17 protein-coding genes are annotated in these 19,595 nt (G+C 63.8%); 7 read left to right on the top strand and 10 right to left on the bottom strand.

The features are described from left to right. The first annotated feature begins 18 nt into the window (after window positions 1–18). Window positions 19–594, top strand: coding sequence for a Spy/CpxP family protein refolding chaperone (locus HPT29_RS08690; RefSeq protein WP_173949484.1), 576 nt, complete (start codon window positions 19–21; stop codon window positions 592–594). 63 nt (window positions 595–657) lie between these two features. Here the strand turns inward: HPT29_RS08690 and rpsD are convergent, their stop codons facing one another. From rpsD to HPT29_RS08660, 6 genes are all read right to left on the bottom strand, one after another. Next, complete coding sequence (rpsD, locus tag HPT29_RS08685; protein WP_009494134.1) at window positions 658–1,275, bottom strand: 30S ribosomal protein S4; 618 nt, start codon at window positions 1,273–1,275, stop codon at window positions 658–660. Window positions 1,276–1,492: 217 nt separating this feature from the next. After that, window positions 1,493–2,365, bottom strand: a complete 873-nt coding sequence (gene murI, locus HPT29_RS08680) for a glutamate racemase (protein ID WP_173949485.1) — start codon at window positions 2,363–2,365, stop codon at window positions 1,493–1,495. Window positions 2,366–2,400: 35 nt separating this feature from the next. Next, window positions 2,401–3,576 carry an alpha/beta hydrolase family protein gene (locus HPT29_RS08675; protein ID WP_173949486.1) on the bottom strand — a complete coding sequence of 392 codons (1,176 nt, stop codon included), beginning with the start codon at window positions 3,574–3,576 and terminating at the stop codon, window positions 2,401–2,403. A gap of 65 nt (window positions 3,577–3,641) precedes the next feature. Next, entirely contained in the window at window positions 3,642–4,388 is a 747-nt protein-coding gene (locus HPT29_RS08670) for an RNA methyltransferase (RefSeq protein WP_173949487.1), read from the bottom strand. A gap of 20 nt (window positions 4,389–4,408) precedes the next feature. Further along, window positions 4,409–5,260, bottom strand: coding sequence for an alpha/beta hydrolase (locus HPT29_RS08665; protein WP_173949488.1), 852 nt, complete (start codon window positions 5,258–5,260; stop codon window positions 4,409–4,411). Between the two features lie 261 nt (window positions 5,261–5,521). Further along, window positions 5,522–5,806 (bottom strand): hypothetical protein, encoded by a 285-nt coding sequence (locus HPT29_RS08660; RefSeq protein WP_173949489.1) that lies wholly within the window; start codon window positions 5,804–5,806, stop codon window positions 5,522–5,524. A gap of 493 nt (window positions 5,807–6,299) precedes the next feature. Here HPT29_RS08660 and HPT29_RS08655 point away from each other — a divergent pair, with 493 nt between their 5' ends. The 3 genes from HPT29_RS08655 to HPT29_RS08645 all read left to right on the top strand — a co-directional run bounded on the left by HPT29_RS08655 (window position 6,300) and on the right by HPT29_RS08645 (window position 9,004). Beyond that, on the top strand, window positions 6,300–6,443 hold the full coding sequence (locus tag HPT29_RS08655; RefSeq protein WP_173949490.1) for a hypothetical protein: 144 nt from the start codon (window positions 6,300–6,302) through the stop codon (window positions 6,441–6,443). Window positions 6,444–6,553: 110 nt separating this feature from the next. Beyond that, entirely contained in the window at window positions 6,554–7,768 is a 1,215-nt protein-coding gene (locus HPT29_RS08650) for an NADP-dependent isocitrate dehydrogenase (protein WP_173949491.1), read from the top strand. Between the two features lie 930 nt (window positions 7,769–8,698). After that, window positions 8,699–9,004 carry a hypothetical protein gene (locus HPT29_RS08645; RefSeq protein WP_210272350.1) on the top strand — a complete coding sequence of 102 codons (306 nt, stop codon included), beginning with the start codon at window positions 8,699–8,701 and terminating at the stop codon, window positions 9,002–9,004. Window positions 9,005–9,067: 63 nt separating this feature from the next. Here HPT29_RS08645 and HPT29_RS08640 read toward each other — a convergent pair whose 3' ends face one another. Then, on the bottom strand, window positions 9,068–9,991 hold the full coding sequence (locus HPT29_RS08640; RefSeq protein ID WP_173949493.1) for a diacylglycerol/lipid kinase family protein: 924 nt from the start codon (window positions 9,989–9,991) through the stop codon (window positions 9,068–9,070). Window positions 9,992–10,378: 387 nt separating this feature from the next. Between HPT29_RS08640 and HPT29_RS08635 the strand changes: the two genes are divergently transcribed. The 3 genes from HPT29_RS08635 to HPT29_RS08625 all read left to right on the top strand — a co-directional run bounded on the left by HPT29_RS08635 (window position 10,379) and on the right by HPT29_RS08625 (window position 12,533). Beyond that, entirely contained in the window at window positions 10,379–11,059 is a 681-nt protein-coding gene (locus HPT29_RS08635; RefSeq protein WP_173949494.1) for a response regulator transcription factor, read from the top strand. A 201-nt stretch (window positions 11,060–11,260) separates the two neighbouring features. Next, window positions 11,261–11,839 carry a hypothetical protein gene (locus tag HPT29_RS08630; RefSeq protein WP_173949495.1) on the top strand — a complete coding sequence of 193 codons (579 nt, stop codon included), beginning with the start codon at window positions 11,261–11,263 and terminating at the stop codon, window positions 11,837–11,839. Window positions 11,840–12,068: 229 nt separating this feature from the next. Then, a complete protein-coding gene (locus HPT29_RS08625; RefSeq protein ID WP_173949496.1) occupies window positions 12,069–12,533 on the top strand; it encodes a GFA family protein in 465 nt (154 codons plus the stop codon). Window positions 12,534–12,643: 110 nt separating this feature from the next. On the opposite strand, the gene alaS is transcribed toward HPT29_RS08625, so the two are convergent. The 3 genes from alaS to cckA form a co-directional block, all read right to left on the bottom strand. Beyond that, a complete protein-coding gene (alaS, locus tag HPT29_RS08620) occupies window positions 12,644–15,292 on the bottom strand; it encodes an alanine--tRNA ligase (RefSeq protein WP_173949614.1) in 2,649 nt (882 codons plus the stop codon). A 224-nt stretch (window positions 15,293–15,516) separates the two neighbouring features. After that, window positions 15,517–16,611 carry a recombinase RecA gene (gene recA, locus HPT29_RS08615; RefSeq protein ID WP_173949497.1) on the bottom strand — a complete coding sequence of 365 codons (1,095 nt, stop codon included), beginning with the start codon at window positions 16,609–16,611 and terminating at the stop codon, window positions 15,517–15,519. A 172-nt stretch (window positions 16,612–16,783) separates the two neighbouring features. Then, the gene (gene cckA, locus HPT29_RS08610) at window positions 16,784–19,315 is read right to left on the bottom strand and encodes a cell cycle histidine kinase CckA (RefSeq protein ID WP_173949498.1); all 2,532 of its coding nucleotides are present in this window, start codon (window positions 19,313–19,315) and stop codon (window positions 16,784–16,786) included. Window positions 19,316–19,595 lie beyond the last annotated feature (280 nt).

Genomic DNA, 19,595 nt, shown 5'->3' with positions numbered 1-19,595 from the left:
ACTACGGAGGATGTCCGCATGAAGACCATCGCCACCATTGCTCTTGCTGCCCTGCTGGCCGGCACAGGCACCTATGCGATCGCGCAGCAGAGTCCTGCGCCGAACGCGCCGGCGTCGCAGGATCAGGGCCGGCAGGACCGCCGTCCCCGCATGAGCCAGGACGACTTCAACCGGCTCGTGGATGCCCGTATCGCCTCCATCAAGGCCGGGCTGAAGCTCTCCGCCGACCAGGAGAGGCTCTGGGCCCCTGTCGAGACGGCAATCCGCTCCTCGGCCACCGAGCGTTACTCACGCTTCGAGCAGCGCCCGACCCGCGAACAGCGCCAGTCCATGGATTTCATGCAGCGTCTCGAGCGGCGCAGCACCATGAGGACCGAGGGCGCGCAGCGCTCGGCTGCGGCCACCGCCGCCCTGCGACCGCTCTGGGACAGCTTCAGCGAAGATCAGAAGCGGATTGCGCCGCGCCTCATGCGGGAGGCGATCGACATCGACGGACCGCGCTGGGCCGACCGCGGAGGACGTCGGGGTCACGACCGTGACCATCACCGGATGGGCATGCATCAGGGCGGGCCGCGCGGTCCGGTTCAGCAATAGGCCCGGACGACAAAAAGGCCGCCCACAGGGCGGCCTTTCTGATTTCTAACCGGCTTTCGCGGATTAGCGCGAGTAGAACTCGATCACGAGGTTCGGTTCCATCTGGACCGGGTACGGCACTTCCGACAGAGTCGGAATGCGCGTTACGCGAGCCGTCATCTTGGAGTGATCGACCTCGATGTAGTCCGGAACGTCGCGCTCGGCGAGCTGGCTCGCCACGACGACGACTTCGAGCTGCTTGGACTTGTCCTTCACCTCGATCACGTCGCCGGCCTTCACCTGATAGCTCGGGATGTTCACGCGGCGGCCGTTGACCTTCACGTGACCATGGTTGACGAACTGACGGGCAGCGAACGGGGTCGCGACGAACTTCGCGCGGTACACGACCGCGTCGAGACGGCGCTCGAGCAGGCCCACCAGGTTCTCACCGGAGTCGCCCTTCAGGCGGATCGCCTCCGCGTAGTAGCGGCGGAACTGCTTCTCGGTGATGTTGGCGTAGTAGCCCTTGAGCTTCTGCTTGGCGCGCAGCTGCGTGCCGAAGTCGGACATCTTGCCTTTACGGCGCTGGCCGTGCTGGCCCGGACCATATTCGCGGCGATTCACAGGGCTCTTCGGGCGGCCCCAGATATTCTGACCCATGCGGCGGTCAAGCTTGTGCTTGGCCTGAATGCGCTTCGACATCGCTGTTCCTCTGTGTTGTCGAATTTGCGAGGAACGCGCCCTCCTCTTCCCATCATTCCCGAGGAGGCCCAAAGGGCTGTCTCGAGGGATGGGACGACAGGCCGACCGGAGCCGGGCCACGGGAGCGTAAAAAGTTACGCGGCCCATGAGGACCGCGTGAACGGGACGCATTTAGGCGGGAACAGCCAGAAAGTCAACCGGAGATGAGCCCGTCGTGTCAGCCCACGAGCAGCGGCATTTCCTCGATGACCACCAGCGGCAGGCCTTTGCCCTGCAGGGACCTGCGGAGCGCCGTGCCTATTCCGGCTCCGCTCGTGAACACGGCCACGGTCTCGTTCTCGTCGGCCTCGTGGCCGGGAACCGGCTCGCCGATCAGCTGGGCCACCCGGCGGGCGATGGCTGGAGCCGGGTCGATCCACGTCACCGGCCAGGGCGCCAGGGACTGGAAGCGCGGGAGGAGCAGCGGATAATGGGTGCAGCTCAGCGCTACCACGTCGGTCCGGCCACCCGCATCCTCGACGAAGCAGGGCCGAAGCTCGTCCAGCAGATCCTCGTCCGGGACGGGACTGCCCGCAAGCTCCGCCTCGGCAAACCCCGCAAGGCGGCGCGAGCCCACGAGGTTGACCTTGCAGCCGGCCGCATAGGTCTCGACGAGATCGCGGGTGTAATCCCGGGCCACGGTGCCGGGGGTGGCGAGGACCGACACGTAGCCGGTCTGAGTCATCCGGGCTGCCGGCTTGATGGCCGGAACGGTGCCGACGAACGGGATGGAGAACCGTTCGCGGAGATAGGGAAGCACGACCGTCGACGCGGTATTGCAGGCCACCACGGCGATATCGGGACTGTGAAGGGCGATCAGCCGCTCCATCACGGCCACGACCCGCTCGGCCAGAACCGCCTCGCTCAGGCGGCCGTAGGGAAATCCTGCATCGTCCGCCGCATAGACGAAGCGCGCATCCGGTCGGGCCTTGAGCACCTCGGAAAAGACTGTGAGGCCGCCGAGGCCGGAATCGAAAACGAGGATGGTGGGTACGGGGGACGGCATGACGGCAGGATTATAGGTCGCCCCTGCCAGAAGATCGACACGCATGACTAACCCTTACTAACGCAACGTGGTCACAAGTCCTAGAGGCCCTGCCTGGATCCCGGAGCCGGCATGTCGAGCCTGCGGCGCGGGCCTCGCTCCTCCTTCGCCTCCGGCGCATCCCCCTTCGGCATCTGCGCCGACAGGCGCTTGACGGGCCAGCCGTCGCTCCACGTGCTCATGTCGACGAGTTTGGGATCGCGCAGGAGCGCCGTCGCGTCCCTGCCCGCGAAGGCGGCCTCGGAAGCGATGTCGAAGGTCTTCCAGAAGGCCAGGAAATCGAGGGTATCGGTGCCGTTGTTGCCAAGCTGCTGAGTCAGGATGGTCTGCGGCCCGCTGAGTGCCATATCGGCGCTCCAGCGCCAGGTGTTCCGCTGCTTGGGATCGCGGGGCGGATCCGGGGGCAGCTTGATGGTGGAGGCGTCGTAATCGGCCTTGGGAGATCCGGGCGATGCCAGGGTCGCCGTCAGGGCCGGAAAGCCGTGATCGTCGGAGGACGCCCGCATGAACAGCTTGCGGGTCGAGGGAACGGCGCTCGCCTGCTGGAGCATCAGGCGGGAGGCCCGGTCGCTCGGCAGGTAGTCGCGATCGCCGCTCATGGCGATGATCAGGGTTGATGGGTCAACGGTCGCGAGGTCCCGCAGCAGGATTCCGCGCTCCTTCTCGTTCGACGCGATGCCCCCCGGCATGAGGCCGAAGATCAGCTTCGGCGGCGGAACCTTGCCGGAGCCCGCTCCGGCCGCGATGTTGAGCGCGATCGGCATGCCGGCCGAATGGCCGATGAGGGCCAGCCGATTCTTGTCCGGCTTGGCGTTCGGGTCGTTCTCCAGCTCCGCGAGAGCATTCTGGATCAGGTCTTCGGCGAGATTCGAGGCGTCGGCCGGTCGGGATCGGTTCACGTCCTGGAACCGGGGAAACAGAACGAGATGGCCCTTCCGGGCCAGATGTTCGATCCAGCCTCCGTAAAGCCCCGGATTCACGGCTCCCCAGGAATGCAGGAAGACCACGACGGGGCGCGGCTTCGCCGGCGTGTCGGCGCCATGGAACACGAACGTCCCGGTGCTCGCTGTTCCGAGCGCCCGCTTGACGATCTCGGTCGACCTGTAGTCGCGCCCGCCCGGCCCCTGCTCGGGTTGTTGCGGCGGCGTCGCCGCGTGAGCCCATGGTCCCGCGACCGAGACGCCAAGGAGCAGAACAGGCAGCAGGGAGCGGCGCATCGTCGTCTCGAACTCTCTTCCCAACCGGGCAGATAGGGCCCTGTCGTTATAAAGCCACGATTTGATTAAGGTTTTCTCAATCGTCTTCCTTCTGCAAGGGCACGAATCGCCCCACGCAGGGTGCGCACCTCCTGCTCGGTCATCTCGAGGCGGAGGAAGATGTCCCGCATGTTGCGGGTCATGGTCGGCTTCTTGTCTTCGGGATAGAAGTTCACCGCGTCGAGTTCCGCCTCGACATAGTCGAAAAACGACGTGACCGTCTCGCGATGCGCCGGCGGCGACTGCCGGCCGCCATCGAAGGGCAGAGCACCGCCGGTGGCGAGCTTGTACCATTCGTACGACACGAGAAGGACCGCCTGCGCCAGATTGAGGGACGAAAACTTCGGATCGACCGGGAAAGTGACGATCGCATCGGCGAGCGACACCTCGTCATTCTCGAGTCCCGTGCGCTCGCGTCCAAACAGGATGCCGATGCCCTGCCCGGCCCCGAGCCGCTGCTGCGCGTCCTTCATGGCCTCGTCCGGCGCGAAGACCCGCTTCATCTGTCCCCGCTCGCGGGCCGTGGTCGCGAAGACGAAGTTCAGATCGGCAATGGCCTCGCGGACCGTGTCGTAAAGCCTTGCTCCCTCCAGCACATGAGTCGCGCCGGAAGCGGCGGAATGCGCCCCCTTCTTGGGCCAGCCGTTCCGAGGAGACACGAGACGCAGCTCCGACAGCCCGAAATTGGCCATCGCTCGGGCCACCATGCCGATGTTCTCGGCCAGCTGGGGCTCCACGAGGATGATGATGGGCTTCTGCGATGCATCGGTCATGGGTCGGGTCGCGGATCGGATCAGTTGGAAATGTCACGGGCGAGGGCTGCCCTCAGTCCCACCTGGAACATGGAGCCGTGGTTCTCTCCGGGATAGGCACGCTGGGTTAAGACGATATCGGGCCGGCCGGCAAGCCTTCCGAGCATTTCGGCGAGCATCGCCCGCCCCTGGAGCATCCGCGCTTTCCGCCGCTCGTCGCCGCGCGGGTCCTGCGTCACATCGTAGAGAATGACGACATCGGACTGCCCCTCTGTGCGACGCTTGGACGTCTCCTCCCTGCGCAGCATCAGCGGCGCATGCCACCACAGGGATGGGCTGACAGCGCAATAGGACCGGAAGAGGTCGGGCTGCCTGAAGAGGGCATGGATCACGAAGAGGCCACCATAGGAATGACCCCAGAGCGAGCGCCGCGCCGGATCGAGGGAGAAGTCCTTCGCCAGCTCGGGGAGTAGCCGCTCGGCCAGAAGGTCGAGGAAGATGTCCGCTCCTCCCACTTTCTCGGATGGGTCGGGATCATCCGGACCGGCGCGGTCCTCCGGAGGAACGGGCGGCGTGTAGTCCTGCGTCCGGGCGTTCACGTCATGTCGCCCGCCGGTCTCGTAGCCGATGCCGATCAGAACGGTCCCCGGCACATGATCGAGATCCGCCTGCCGGAGATCGTCGAAAGCCGCATTGCCGTCGAGCATGACGATCGCCGGCCAGCCTTCGGCGGGTGGATTGGCAAGCGGAACAGCGACGAACGCTCGATAATGGCGCAACCCGTCTGCGGAATCGAAGCGCCTCTGTGCAAAGCGATGCGTCGGCGACGGGGCTTCCCAGAGCGCAGTGCCGGACCGAAGCCGCAGGTCCGGCTGCGCACGAAGAGCGGACATTCCGGCGATCAAGGAGGTCGCGGCAAGAAAGCTTGGTCGATGCATGGTCGGACCGATGGACGCGATGAGCGGTACCCGTCGCTTTACGCCACCTCGGGCTGTTTGTCTCCACACCAGGGCCGGTCCAGGGATGGAGCAGGCTGACCAGGATGCGGCCGCGGTCCTGGGCCTGCGACCATGCTCCGCCGCGACCCATATGAACCCCCCTCCGGGCGGGCCCGGAGGGGTCTGTCGGCGCGGGACCGGCTTACGACCGGCGCCCTACCAGCAACCCCAGCCGCAATAGTAATGCGGACGGGAGGCCGCCCCGATGGCGGCTCCCCCGACCACACCGACCGCCGTGCCCACGGCCACCTGGCTCGCAGCCGCATTCGATTGCGCGACATTGTTGCGGTAATTCGCATTCCGGCAGCGCTCGTAGGATTTGGTACCTGGCTTCAAGCCCGATTCCATGCAGACGGAATCGGCATTGGCCATGGATTGCTCGGCCGTCTGGCAGCCGGCCAGAACCAAGGTGGCGGCCCCGAGAATGATAGCAAGACGCATGTCAGCTCCCTTTGTTGACAACACAATTCCCTCCGGCGGCACCCCCGACCCGAGGGCCTCGGATCTGATGCCTCTGAGGAGACCGCCGGAACGAAGGGATCAGAACTACGGATAAGCTTGGCTTTCCGTGCGACAGCACACGTGTCGTGGTGAATTTTCCGCCGAAGGGAACTCAGACCCGTGGATATCCCTTATTTCCTGCGATCTTAACGTCATAATATCACGCAATTCTCCCTACGTCACGGACTATCATGTAACTGCGTTGCACTTTCTCGCGCCGCGCCTTTGCCTGATCCAGGGCCTTGCCTTGCCGGCTTATGCAGTTCCCCAGACACGCACCCCGCCCGGCGCGCCTCCCCTGTTTCATGGCAACTGGTGCGGTGTGGGCGATGCGAACCGGGCCACCCCGATCAACGCTCTAGAGGGGGCCTGCCGGGCACACGACCTTTGCGATGAACAGGTCGGCCAGGGCGCCTGCATGTGAGACCGTGCCATGATGGGCGCGACGGCGGCGCTCGTGAGGAACCGGAAGGTTCCGGAGACGATCCGGAGCAAGGCGGCGACCGTCAACTCGCTGTTCAGTGCAGCCATGTGCACCGAGGTCCCGAAAATGCCACGGCAGGCGGTGAACCGCTGAATTCCTGTCCTGTCCCCACCTTCCCCCAAGACCCTAACCGCGCTATAGCCCCCGCAACCATCCTGCCGAAGGGCAGGCATGTTCCCGTTCTTCAAGCGCAAGGTGAGATCATGGCGAAGATCAAGGTTGCCAATCCGGTCGTCGAACTCGACGGCGACGAGATGACCCGCATTATCTGGCACTTCATCAAAGAGAAGCTGATCCACCCCTATCTCGACATCGACCTCAAGTACTATGACCTCGGCGTCGAGCACCGCGACGCCACCAACGACAAGGTCACCGTCGAAGCGGCCGAGGCAATCAAGAAGTACGGGGTCGGCGTGAAGTGCGCCACCATCACCCCGGACGAGGCCCGCGTGAAGGAATTCAACCTCAAGGAAATGTGGAAGTCGCCCAACGGCACGATCCGCAACATCCTCGGCGGCGTGATCTTCCGCGAGCCCATCATCTGCAAGAACGTGCCGCGCCTCGTGCCCGGCTGGACTCAGCCGATCATCGTGGGCCGCCATGCCTTCGGCGATCAGTACCGCGCAACGGATTTCAAGATCCCCGGCAAGGGTCGCCTGACGATCAAGTTCGAGGGCGAGGACGGAACCGTCATCGAGAAGGAAGTCTTCAAGTTCCCGGATGCCGGCGTCGCCATGGCGATGTACAACCTGGACGACTCGATCCGCGAGTTCGCCCGCGCGTCGATGAACTATGGCCTGATGCGCAAGTACCCGGTCTACCTCTCCACGAAGAACACCATCCTCAAGGCCTATGACGGCCGCTTCAAGGACATCTTCGAAGAAGTCTACCAGAACGAGTTCAAGGCGAAATTCGATGCCGCCGGCATCATCTACGAGCATCGCCTCATCGACGACATGGTCGCGTCGGCGCTCAAGTGGTCGGGCGGATACGTGTGGGCCTGCAAGAACTACGACGGCGACGTGCAGTCCGACACGGTCGCGCAGGGCTTCGGCTCGCTCGGCCTGATGACCTCCGTGCTGATGACGCCGGACGGACAGACGGTCGAGGCGGAAGCCGCCCACGGCACCGTGACGCGCCACTACCGCGAGCACCAGAAGGGCAAGGAGACCTCGACGAACTCCATCGCGTCGATCTTCGCCTGGACCCGTGGCCTTGCCCACCGCGCCAAGCTCGACGACAACGCGGAGCTCGCCAGGTTCGCCGCGACCCTGGAGAAGGTCTGCGTCGACACGGTCGAGGCTGGCTACATGACCAAGGACCTCGCCCTCCTGGTCGGCGCCGAGCAGAAGTGGCTCTCCACCACCGGCTTCCTCGACAAGATCGACGAGAACCTCAAGAAGGCGATGGCAGCGTAATCGACGCCATTCCTTGTCGAAACGAGAGAGCCCGGCCTTCGTGCCGGGCTTTTTGCTGTTTTACCCAGGCGAGCGGCGAAGCTTGACAATGTTCCCATTTTGTTCTAATGATATATCATGATGATAGGGAACGCCATGGATGCGTCGATACGCCGGTTCACGGAATGCCCTGCTGGAGATCCGCTATGACTTTGCCGTCGCCCAGCTGGAACTGCGACGGCTTCGCCTCCTGAGAGCCTGCAAGCGGTACGATCCCAACCAGCCGAGAGTTCCCGCCGGCGGGCCCGCTGGCGGACAATGGACAGGCGGCAACGGCGGCGGGCCACGATCGGAATACGCGCAGCTCAGACCGCGCCGAATTTCGGGATACCGCATCATCGGTGGCCGAGCGCATGCGGTCACGCCAGCCCAGGAAGCGCACTTGGACATATCGGCCGCTCAGGCCCGCGCCTTGGTGCGCGAGGTGCAGCGGCGGGACCCGGCGTGGAAGCCCAGGCCCAGCATCTATGAAGGCTTTGAGGGGCAGATCCTGGCCAACCAATCGGAGGCACAGCAAGCGACTACGCGGTTGCGGGAGTTGAATACAGGAGAGCCTCTTGCAAAGCCATTGCATGTTATCTTCAGGCCGGGAGGACAGTTGCTTGGCTCTCGATGGGGTCGGGCTTCGGAGGGAGCGCGGACCGTCACACGACTAGGATTCAACGAGCTGCTCGAAGCTCTCGGCTCAGATGCGCAATCCGTAACACCATCCCGATCTTATGAGGGTCTTTGGTATCAGCGGCCGGATGGCTCCATTTTTGGCCTCCGGTGAAGTCGCGATAATGGCATCACGATTGATGTCATTCGCAGCAATCATCCATCTGTTCTCAATGGAGAGAAGGTACACAAGCGGTGACTGAAGAACCAAGAAGTAAGCGCTTCGGCGACACGATGAGCGATTACATCGTGCAGGTCGCCAATGAATTGCCGCTCGATGCCGTGGGCATCTGGCAGATCGTGCCGGCAGGGCGTCTGGACTTCGATCTCGAAGGCGATGCTCTGACGGATTACGTTCGGCGCTGCATCGCAGAGCTTCTGTCGCGCGGAGCCGTACCGGTCATCGGCGGCGGACCCGACGGCGGGCATCATTGGATCCTCCAGCGCCAGTATGGCTTGCGGCCTGAAGAGATCCTCGAGAACGTGATCCGCGAATGGCTGGAGAATGGCGCGCAGGACGAGGATCCAGGCGGTCTGTGATTTGCCCTCGCTAAGGATGCCTGGGCGCCGCCTTCCTGAACCGCGCGTCACGGCACGCCTCCTTCAAGGCGCGATCACGGTGAGCGGATGCTCGCCCAGCCCAATCTCGAGCGGGAGGCACCCGCCGGGATCTCCGTCGAGCTGCGCCGGCTCGCCGTCATGGCCGGTGATGCGGACCGTTTGTGCCGCAACCGTCCGATAGTCGGGCATCCGGTTGAGATGTCCCATGACCATGCCGACAATGTAGGCAAGCGTGCTGAACCGCCCGCCGCGCAGGAAGAGGCAGACTTGGAGTTCCGGCCTCCCGACGGCGGCCTGTGGGGCGAGCTGAAATTCGCCGCCATAGAGCCGGCTCTTGGCCACGATGACGGAGCTTGCCTCCAGCACCTCCGCCTCATCGATCTCGACGCGATAGCGGCGCGGCACGTTGGCCACGAGTTCGCGGAATCCCTGCACGACATAGGCCAGCTTGCCGATCCTCTTCTTCAGGCGAAGGCTGGTGCGGCTGACGATATGCGCATCCATGCCGACACCGCACATGAGCGAGAAATGCCGCCCATTCGCACGGCCGACATAGATGGTACGGGCGGCCCCGTGGGCGAGCAGCTGTGCCAGAGCCTCCGCCTGCTGTGGAATGCGCAGATCGCGCGACAGCACATTGGTGGTGCCGATCGGGATGATCCCGAGCGCCGGCGGGTTCTCCCGCGCCATCAGGCCATTGATCGCCTCGTTGATCGTCCCGTCGCCGCCGGCCACCACGACCGCGCCGATGTCAGGCCCGCAACTCCGCGCGGCGCACTCCGCATCGCCGGCGCGTGCGGTCTCCCGCAATGTGACCGTGGCCCCTTGTCTCTCCAGTTCGTCGAGGACGGCTGCGAGCCGCCGGCGCTGGCTCCGCCCTGCAGCCGGATTGAATATCACGAGCAGCCGACGGGCCGGTGAAGCGCGGGGCTCTGAGACTGCCGCGGAACCCTTCGTCCAGATCATTTCGGCGCCCTTGAAACGTTAGCGGGCCGACAAGGCTTCGTCCTGTTCCCCAGCCCCCGGGCGACGGCGCCCCGGTATGGCCAGCGAGGGCGCCCGACGGAGGATCGGATGGCTGATCGATCGGCAGAGAGGGCATATCATAAAGGCGCCCTGGCGTCAGTCCTGAGCGGTGGGGAGCTCCGCGGCGACCCGCAACCGGCATGCCGGCCTGGCAAAAAGTAACCATCATTTCGAGCTAGGCGTCTTAACAAGCAGAGTGGGAAACATGGTATGAGAGCGGCTATCCCGCACTGCTCTGCTGTGTTGTTGCGCGTGGGTCGTAAAATGACTAAGCCCTTGGCACAGTCAGGGTCGCGGGACCCCGTCGTGGATCGGAAGCAGCATGCCATGCAGGTGAAAACGGTACTTTTGTGCAAGAGCTTCATGCTGCGCGTCGCTCTGGAACACATGTTGGCGGGAAGCGCTTTCGCGGTTCAGAACAAAGCCGATGACGAGAACGAGCAGGATCGGCGGTCACAACGGAGCGGCGATCATCTGTTTATCCTGGATACCGCCTCGCCCCTCGACGAGACTCTAGCCGAAGTAACTAGTCTGAAATCACAGCATCCCGGCTCCCACGTTGTCGTTGTGTCCGACTCATTCGACGAGGGCATACTGGCGCGCCTGTGTGCCGAAGGCGCGGACGGCTTCTGCCTGACATCCAGCAACGAGAACATCCTGGTCAAGGCACTTGAGCTGGTGATGCTCGGGGAAGGCTATTTTCCCTCGGCTTCCGTGCGGAATTTCCTCGATAGAAGGATGACTTCGGCCGTTTGGAACCCGCCCAATCACCACGACGGGGAAGGCCCTGTCACCGACGGCGCCCTCAAGGAGCAACTGACGAGCCGGGAAGTCGAAATCCTCGGATTTCTGATGAATGGAACGAAAAACCGGGATATTGCCGTCAGCCTCAACCTGTCGGAGGCGACGATCAAAGTCTACATCCAGGGTATCCTGAAGAAGATCGGTGCACAGAACCGCACTCAGGCTGCGATGTGGGCAACGAGCGCACTATTGCCGAAAGCATAGCCTGCATCGAGCCTGCCTGATGCTCGCAGGCTTTGGTCGATCTGCTTCCGAACGGTTTCTGCTCCCGACTTATCGATACTTTCGTCGAGGGTCGGCGAGCATTTGATTCTATTTACATTTGCCGCTGCGCATCTACTTGGCTCTCCTGATCCGTTCGATGACATCTGTTAAGAAGCATCATTGTTCAGCTGAGAGGTGCATATGACCGACGAGGAGGTGGAAGCCGTCGCCCGTGCCTTCTACGAGAGCCTCGAGAACGCGCGTGGCTGGGCGACCGAACCCGTATTCCTGAAGGAACGCTTCCGGGAGCACGCCCGCATCGCGATAGCGGCGGTCGAACAGTACGAGGCGATAACGCAGCCCAAGATCGCGCCGCTGACCGTGGCAGTGCCACTCGAGCGAGCCAGCGGCTATCTGATGCAAGCCGCCGATGTCAGCATCTTGCCGGGGTCAACGTTCCGTGCGGTGCTCAAGGGACCAAGCCACATATACCATGAAGCAAATGCCGACTACTTCAAACTCGTCGGGCACCGGAACCTCTTCACCATGCCTGTTCGGGATGCGCTCCCGGAACTGGCCGGCCAGGGCTATTATGAACTGCTTGATCGGGTCTACACCACGAGACAGACCTTCGTCGGCCAGTTCCTGCCGATCAGCCTGCAGATGGTGCCTCTAGGCGCGTTGGAGGAGCGCCGGATCGACCTGGTCTACCGCCCGATCCAGAATCGGGGCGGAGAGATGCTCGGCCTGTTCGTCGAAGGCTGCGACCGGACGCTGTGATCCTGCAATGGCGACGGTGTCCCGGCAGGGGGCGGAGTTCGAATGGACCCGTCCGTCCCTGTGACGGAGCCGAGCGGATTGGATGGCTTTCGAATGTGAATTCTGCCTCGTTCGTCGTTCGCATTCGTCTTCGATCGCTCCGCTCCGTGGGAGGGCAACGGCCTGAGAGGGACTTGACGAACGTCTCCTCGAAGCGCCCCTCTGGCACAACCGACACAGGAGTTCATTGATGACGGACAGCAAAACATCCGCAATGACCGGCGGCTGCCAGTGCGGCGCGGTGCGTTACGCCCTCATGTCCGAGCCGACCCATGCCAGCATCTGCCACTGCCGCATGTGTCAGAAGGCCTTCGGCAATTATTTTGCGCCGCTCACTGGGGTGCCGCGAAGGGATTTGGTCTGGACCAAGGGGCGTCCTGGTATCTTCAGGAGCTCGGAGGCCGTGGAGCGTGGCTTCTGCCGGGACTGCGGGACGCCCCTCACCTTCGCCTATGTGGAGCGCGACCGGATCACCGTCTCGATCGGCAGCCTCGACGAGCCCGAGCGGGTCACACCGGAAATCCAGTATGGAGTCGAGAGCAGGCTTCCGGCCTTCGAAATGCTGCATATCCTGCCCGGGCAGCGGACGGAGGACGATGCCACCCCGGAGGAACTGCGGAAGATGGCCTCCCGCCAGCACCCGGATCATGATTGAGGGCACTCCGAAACGGCATCACCGACCATTCGCCGGCACCCCCGCTTCCATCGGGCGCCACGCTCTTTGGATATGAATGGCCGGCACGAGGCCGGCCATGATCGTCGCTTCTAAGCGGCCGCCAGGGCCGCCTCGATAGCGGCCAGCGCCGCTTCCGCTTGGGCACCATCCGGGCCGCCGGCCTGGGCCATGTCGCGCCGTCCGCCGCCGCCTTTGCCGCCAAGCTTTTCGGAGCCGACGCGCACGAGGGCGACCGCATCCACCTTCGCGGTCAGGTCCTCGGTGACGCCGACCACGATACCGGCCTTGCCGTCCTCCGCCACGCCGACGATCGCGACGACGCCCGAGCCGAGGCGCTTCTTGCCCTCGTCGGCGAGGCTCTTGAGGTCCTTCATCTCGACGCCGGTGACCGCCCGGGCCATGAGCTTGATGCCGGCGATGTCCTTGACGGGATCGCTCTCGCCGCCACCGCCGCCCATGGCGAGCTTGCGACGGGCCTCGGACAAATCCCGCTCCAGCTTCCGGCGCTCTTCCAGAAGCGCCGTCAGGCGTGAGGAGACCTCGTCGACCGGTGCCTTGAGAAGGCCCGCCACCTCGCGCAGTCTGCGGCTCTCCTCCGCGAGGTGGCGCCGGGCGGCATCACCGGTCATGGCTTCGACGCGGCGGACACCTGCCGCAACGGCATTCTCGCCCACGATGGTGATGACGCCGATATCGCCCGTGCGGTTCACGTGCGTGCCGCCGCAGAGTTCGACCGAGAAGGCCTTGTTGGTCTCGCCCTTGCCCATGGAGACGACGCGGACCTCGTCGCCGTATTTCTCACCAAAGAGCGCGCGCGCGCCGGACTCGATCGCCTCGTCGACCGCCATGAGCTTGGTGACGACGGGCTCGTTCTGGAGCAGCACCCTGTTGGCGATCTCCTCGACGCGGGCGAGCTCCGCGTCCTCAATGGGCTTCGGATGGCTGAAGTCGAAGCGGAGGCGCTCGGGCGCCACCAGCGAACCCTTCTGGGCCACGTGATCGCCAAGCACCTGGCGCAGGGCCTCGTGCAGGAGATGGGTGGCCGAATGGTTGGAGCGCACGGCGAAGCGACGCTCGCGGTCGACGATCAGCTCCAGAGACTGATTGAGCTTCAGGGAACCGTGCTCGACGGTGACATGGTGCACGAAGAGGTCGCCGAGCTTCTTCTCGGTGCCTGTCACGAAAACCCGGGCGCCCTCGCCCTGCATGATGCCGGTGTCACCGACCTGACCGCCGGATTCCCCGTAGAACGGCGTCTGGTTGAGGACCACGAGACCGGTCTCGCCGGCCTTGAGCTCCGCCACCTCCTGTCCGTCCTTCAGGAGCGCCAGGACGATGCCTTCGGCGGTTTCCGTATCGTAGCCGAGAAACTCGGTCGCGCCGGTGCGTTCCTTGACCGAGAACCACACGGTCTCCGTCGCCGCCTCGCCTGAACCGGACCAAGCCGCCCGGGCCTTCTCGCGCTGGCGCTTCATGGCGGCGTTGAAGGCGTCCGTGTCGACGCCGATGCCCCGGGGCTTGAGCGCATCCTGGGTCAGGTCGAGCGGGAAGCCATACGTATCGTAGAGCGTGAAGGCTGTGTCGCCGGACAGGTTCTGACCCTTGCTCAGCTCACGGCTTTCCTCGTCGAGGATTGACAGGCCACGCTCCAGGGTCTTGCGGAAGCGGGTCTCCTCCAGCTTCAGGGTCTCGGTGATCAGCACCTCGGCGCGGACAAGCTCCGGATAGGCCTGCCCCATCTCGCGCACCAGGGCGGGCACGAGGCGGTACATGATCGGATCCTTGGCTCCCAGAAGCTGCGCGTGACGCATGGCGCGACGCATGATCCGGCGGAGCACGTAACCGCGGCCCTCGTTCGACGGCAGCACGCCGTCGGCGACGAGGAAGGACGAGGCGCGCAGGTGGTCGGCGATCACCCGGTGCGAGGCCTTGCGGTCGCCCTCGGGCGCCACGCCGGTGGCATGGGCCACAGCCTCGATGAGGGTGCGGAACAGGTCCGTATCATAGTTGGAATAGACGCCCTGCATGATGGCCGAGATGCGCTCCAGGCCCATGCCGGTATCGATGGACGGCCTGGGAAGGCCGATCCGGTTGCCGGGCTCGATCTGCTCGTATTGCATGAACACGAGGTTCCAGAACTCCAGGAATCGGTCGCCATCCTCCTCCGGGCTTCCCGGCGGGCCGCCCCAGAGCTTGTCGCCCTGGTCGATGAAGATCTCCGAACATGGACCGCAGGGGCCGGTATCGCCCATCTGCCAAAAATTGTCCGAGGTCGGAATGCGGATGATCTTGGAATCCGAAAAGCCGGCGATCTTCTTCCAAAGGTTCGCCGCCTCGTCGTCGTCGTGATAGACGGTGACGAGGAGCCTGTCCTTCGGCAGGTTGAATTCCCTGGTGATCAGCCCCCAGGCAAGCTCGATGGCCTGCTCCTTGAAGTAGTCGCCGAACGAGAAGTTGCCGAGCATCTCGAAAAAGGTGTGGTGGCGCGCCGTGTAGCCCACATTGTCCAGGTCGTTGTGCTTGCCACCGGCACGGACGCATTTCTGCGAGGTGGTCGCGGTGCTGTAGGGCCGCTTCTCGACGCCGGTAAAGACGTTCTTGAACTGCACCATGCCGGCGTTCGTGAACATCAGGGTCGGATCGTTGCGCGGCACCAGGGGGCTCGAGGCCACGACCTCATGGCCGTTCTTGGCGAAGTAATCGAGAAAGGCCGACCGGATTTCGTTGACGCCGTTCATGTTCATGGGTTTTCAAACTTAAGGTAAAGGGGCTTTTGGGGCCGAAAGATCTTGGTGGTGGCTGGTTTTAGCCGTCTGCGCCCGCCCTGTCGAGGCGGCGTGTCGTCTAATCTCCCGGGTCCTGCTCCGCGATCCGGGGGCGAGATCGAGACAGATCGGAAAACGAAAAGACCGCCGCGATCTCTCGCGACGGCCTCTCTTTGCCCTTGAAGGAGAGCAAAAGCCTATTCTGCGGAACCTTCGTCCAGGTCGTCGGCGGTCGGGGTCGCCTGCTCCAGGATGCGATCGGCGAGCAGACCGGCATTCTGGCGGATGAGCGCCTCGATCTTGCCGGCCACCTCAGGATTGTCGCGCAGGAACTGCTTGGCGTTCTCGCGGCCCTGGCCCAGGCGCTGGCTGTCGTAGGAGAACCAGGCGCCGGACTTGTCGACGATGCCGGCCTTGACGCCGAGGTCGATGAGTTCGCCCACCTTGGACACGCCTTCGCCGAACATGATGTCGAACTCGACCTGCTTGAAGGGCGGAGCCACCTTGTTCTTCACGACCTTCACGCGGACCTGGTTTCCGATCGGATCGTCACGATCCTTGAGGGTCGAGACGCGACGGATGTCGAGGCGCACGGACGCGTAGAACTTCAGGGCGTTGCCGCCCGTCGTAGTCTCGGGGCTCCCGTACATGACGCCGATCTTCATGCGGATCTGGTTGATGAAGATCACCATCGTGTTCGAGCGCGAGATCGAACCGGTGAGCTTGCGCAGGGCTTGGCTCATGAGGCGGGCCTGGAGGCCCGGCTGGACCTCGCCCATCTCTCCGTCGAGTTCCGCCTTCGGGGTGAGCGCCGCAACCGAATCGATGACGAGCACGTCGACCGCGCCGGACCGGACCAGCGTATCGGCGATCTCGAGCGCCTGCTCACCCGTATCGGGCTGCGAGATCAGGAGATCGTCCAGGTTGACGCCGAGCTTGCGGGCGTAGACCGGATCCAGAGCATGCTCCGCGTCCACGAAGGCGCAGACGCCACCCTTCTTCTGAGCCTCGGCAATGGTGTGCAGGGCCAGGGTCGTCTTGCCGGAGGATTCCGGTCCATAGATCTCGATGATGCGGCCGCGGGGCAGGCCACCGACGCCAAGCGCGATGTCGAGGCCGAGAGAACCGGTCGAAACGGTCTCGATTTCCACCGGCTGCTGGCCCTTGCCGAGCCGCATGATCGAGCCTTTGCCGAAGGCGCGCTCGATCTGGGACAGCGCCGCGTCGAGAGCTTTCGATTTATCTTTATCCATTGATGAGCTTTCCACCAGTCGCAGGGAGGACTGTGACATGACCTGACATCCTTATGGCATGGAGGAGGAGTGAATCTCAACGCGGTGTTGAGAGAATATATGTACTCACTTTGTTCCCCCTTACAAGTTCTTTTTTCGTTCTCATCCGCGAATTCACAGCTATTGGGCAGGGCACGACGCCGCAGGGTTAAAAATGAGTAAAAACAGTCGGTTAGCGCACCACCACCTGCTTCACGATCTCGACCAGCTGGCGCAGGCTGAAGGGCTTGGGCAGGAAGTTGAACTCCTCCCCTTCCGGAAGGTTCTTGCGGAAGGCTTCCTCGGCATAGCCGGACACGAAGATCACCTTCAGGTCCGGGTAGAGCTTGCGCAGCTCGCCGAGCAGGGTCGGGCCGTCCATTTCCGGCATGACCACGTCGGAGACCACGAGATCGACCGGGGCGCCGCGCTCCTGGATGATCTCCAGAGCCTCGATTCCGGAGGCAGCCTCAAGCACGGTGTAGCCGCGGGCGGAGAGCGCCCGGGCGTTGACAGCGCGGACGGGGTCCTCGTCCTCGACCAGAAGAATGGTGCCCTGCCCGGTCATGTCGGCGGCCGGCTTCTTCGGCGCATCGGCCTTCGATTCCTCGGGCGCATCCTGCACGTCGGGAACATGGCGCGGCAGGTAGATGCGGAAGACCGTGCCCTGTCCGGGCGTCGAGTCCACGTCGATATAGCCGCCTGACTGCTTGACGATGCCGAAGACCGTCGAGAGGCCGAGCCCGGTTCCCTTGCCGACTTCCTTGGTGGTGAAGAACGGCTCGAAGATCTTCTCAACCACGTCGGGCGTCATGCCCGAGCCCGTATCGGACACCTCGACGACGACGTAATCGGCCGGCGGCATCGCGCTCACGTTGAGTCGGGCGGCCTCCGTGGCCGCCACATTCGCCGTGCGGATTGCGAGCTTGCCGCCGCCCTGCATCGCGTCGCGGGCGTTGACGGCGAGGTTCACCACCACCTGTTCGAACTGGTTCACGTCCGCCTTAACGAACCAAAGGTCGCGGCCGTGACTCAAATCGAGCTCCACGCGCTCGCCCAGCAGGCGCTTGAGCAGCATGGAGAGATCGTAGAGCCGGTCGTTGAGGTTCAGCACTTCCGGCCGCAGGGTCTGGCGGCGGGAGAAGGCGAGCAGCTGGCGGACGAGACTCGCGGCCCGGTTCGCGTTCTGCTTGATCTGCATGATGTCCTGGAAGGACGGATCGGTCGGCCGGTGATTGGCGAGCAGCAGGTCGCTGTAGCCGATGATCGCCTGCAGCACGTTGTTGAAGTCATGCGCGACGCCGCCGGCGAGCTGCCCGACCGCGTTCATCTTCTGGGACTGGGCGAGCTGCTCCTCCACTTTCCGGAAATCCGTCGTGTCGAGAGCGTAGAGGATCGCCGTCTCGCCTTCGGCACCAGTATCGCCAACGGGCGTGACCCAGACCCGGACGGAGCCAGCGTTCTCTCCAGCGGTCTGAAGCTCCAGGGGCGGAATGTCGCCCTTGTTCTCCGCCGCCGCCTTAAGGGCAATCTCGATGGGACCGCGCTCGCGGAACGTGTCGAGGATGGATGCCCCGGTGACACCGCCCTCACCCCCACGGATCAGCGTGCCGAACAGCTTGGAGAACGGCGCGTTCGCATGAACGATCCGGCCGGTCTGATTGACCGTCGCGATGGCGATAGGCGTGTTGTTGAAGAACCGGGCGAAGCGCACCTCGGCAGCCCGCTGTCCCTCGTCGACTTCCCCACCGGCTGAGCGATTGAGGACAAGGGTCCGGGAAGCTCCCATCCTGCCGTCCTGCCCGAAGGCAATCCGGTGGTAAAGGCGCACGGGGAGAAACTGGCCGTTGCGGCGGCGCAGGTCGAGATCGAACGTCTCCGTGCGAACGCTGCCCGGCTCGCCGGAAAACGACGTCATCATCGACACGACATCGCGAGGCACGATGTCGGCGAGGCTCAGCCCTCCCGAGCCGACCTGGGCGAGATCATAGTCGAGCCATGAGGCAAGAGTGGCGTTCAGGTAGATGATCGATCCCTCGGGATCGACCGAGAGAAAGCCCGCGGGGGCGTGATCGAGGTAATCGATGGCATGCTGGAGTTCCTGGAAAACGTTCTCCTGCCGCTCGCGCTCATGGGTAACCTCGCAGATGGTCCAGAGTGCCGCAAACCGCCCGTTGGGGCGCGATACGGAGCGTACGCGCACGCGGTACCAGCCGAACTCGTGGGCACCGTTCAACGAGGGCGAAAGACGGATTTCCTCCGTGCCCGTGCGATGCTCCCGCGCGGCCTGGGCCAGCCGGTAGATCGCCTCGGAGACTTCGGGCGCCCCCATGAACAGGCGCTCGACCGGACGCACCTCTCCTCCCTGCAAGCCCGCGTAAGAGAGGTAAGCTTCGTTGGCATAGGTGACGCGCCCGTCGTCCTCGATCACGACGAGGCCGTCCGTCGACGTATCGGCCATGAGCTTGGTGATATCGTTGCGCGCGGTCTGTCCTGAAAACTGCACGACCCCAATCGACATCGCGAAGAGGAAGAACACACCGGCCATCGCGAAGAACGCAAGGAGGCCGAGGATGAGAGGCTGAACTTGGTCCATGCCGAGGAAACGCAGGCTCAGGGTCGCGCCGACAAGGATCCCAGCCAGGAGCAGGACCCACCCGATATGGCCGTGGCGCTCGGAACGGTCGATGGCCGAGATTTTTGGCGTGTCGCCCTCGTAAGCCATGGAATGTCAAAATCCTCAACGGAGGCGGTGGTGCCCTATGGCGCCGGCTGCAATGTTGCAGCCAGTCGCGTGATCTCTGCCGCTCATCTTACACACTAATCGTTGATCGACCTCTAAGGCGGAGCCAGGATCCGATGCAAGGGCCGGACTGCACGGTGAACACCACCGTGTGACGATTTCGCCATAGGAAATCCCTATTTTCCTTGATGAAAGGGCCAAGAGACCCATCTTGGTCCCATCGTCGAGGCCCGATCCTCATCCGCATGCCCGTTTAATGAAG

The sequence above is a fragment of the Microvirga terrae genome (genome assembly GCF_013307435.2).
GTDB classification, from domain to species: domain Bacteria; phylum Pseudomonadota; class Alphaproteobacteria; order Rhizobiales; family Beijerinckiaceae; genus Microvirga; species Microvirga terrae.
The sequence above is the reverse complement of the archived record's forward strand: the minus strand, read 5'-3'. Positions and strand labels throughout refer to the sequence as shown.

What these genes read in the sequence shown, in the direction of transcription:
- HPT29_RS08690 (WP_173949484.1), top strand. Translation starts at nt 19, where the DNA reads ATGAAGACCATCGCCACCATTGCTCTTGCTGCCCTGCTGGCCGGCACA.
- rpsD (WP_009494134.1), bottom strand. Translation starts at nt 1,275, where the DNA reads ATGTCGAAGCGCATTCAGGCCAAGCACAAGCTTGACCGCCGCATGGGT.
- murI (WP_173949485.1), bottom strand. Translation starts at nt 2,365, where the DNA reads ATGCGTGTCGATCTTCTGGCAGGGGCGACCTATAATCCTGCCGTCATG.
- HPT29_RS08675 (WP_173949486.1), bottom strand. Translation starts at nt 3,576, where the DNA reads ATGCGCCGCTCCCTGCTGCCTGTTCTGCTCCTTGGCGTCTCGGTCGCG.
- HPT29_RS08670 (WP_173949487.1), bottom strand. Translation starts at nt 4,388, where the DNA reads ATGACCGATGCATCGCAGAAGCCCATCATCATCCTCGTGGAGCCCCAG.
- HPT29_RS08665 (WP_173949488.1), bottom strand. Translation starts at nt 5,260, where the DNA reads ATGTCCGCTCTTCGTGCGCAGCCGGACCTGCGGCTTCGGTCCGGCACT.
- HPT29_RS08660 (WP_173949489.1), bottom strand. Translation starts at nt 5,806, where the DNA reads ATGCGTCTTGCTATCATTCTCGGGGCCGCCACCTTGGTTCTGGCCGGC.
- HPT29_RS08655 (WP_173949490.1), top strand. Translation starts at nt 6,300, where the DNA reads ATGATGGGCGCGACGGCGGCGCTCGTGAGGAACCGGAAGGTTCCGGAG.
- HPT29_RS08650 (WP_173949491.1), top strand. Translation starts at nt 6,554, where the DNA reads ATGGCGAAGATCAAGGTTGCCAATCCGGTCGTCGAACTCGACGGCGAC.
- HPT29_RS08645 (WP_210272350.1), top strand. Translation starts at nt 8,699, where the DNA reads ATGAGCGATTACATCGTGCAGGTCGCCAATGAATTGCCGCTCGATGCC.
- HPT29_RS08640 (WP_173949493.1), bottom strand. Translation starts at nt 9,991, where the DNA reads ATGATCTGGACGAAGGGTTCCGCGGCAGTCTCAGAGCCCCGCGCTTCA.
- HPT29_RS08635 (WP_173949494.1), top strand. Translation starts at nt 10,379, where the DNA reads ATGCAGGTGAAAACGGTACTTTTGTGCAAGAGCTTCATGCTGCGCGTC.
- HPT29_RS08630 (WP_173949495.1), top strand. Translation starts at nt 11,261, where the DNA reads ATGACCGACGAGGAGGTGGAAGCCGTCGCCCGTGCCTTCTACGAGAGC.
- HPT29_RS08625 (WP_173949496.1), top strand. Translation starts at nt 12,069, where the DNA reads ATGACGGACAGCAAAACATCCGCAATGACCGGCGGCTGCCAGTGCGGC.
- alaS (WP_173949614.1), bottom strand. Translation starts at nt 15,292, where the DNA reads ATGAACGGCGTCAACGAAATCCGGTCGGCCTTTCTCGATTACTTCGCC.
- recA (WP_173949497.1), bottom strand. Translation starts at nt 16,611, where the DNA reads ATGTCACAGTCCTCCCTGCGACTGGTGGAAAGCTCATCAATGGATAAA.
- cckA (WP_173949498.1), bottom strand. Translation starts at nt 19,315, where the DNA reads ATGGCTTACGAGGGCGACACGCCAAAAATCTCGGCCATCGACCGTTCC.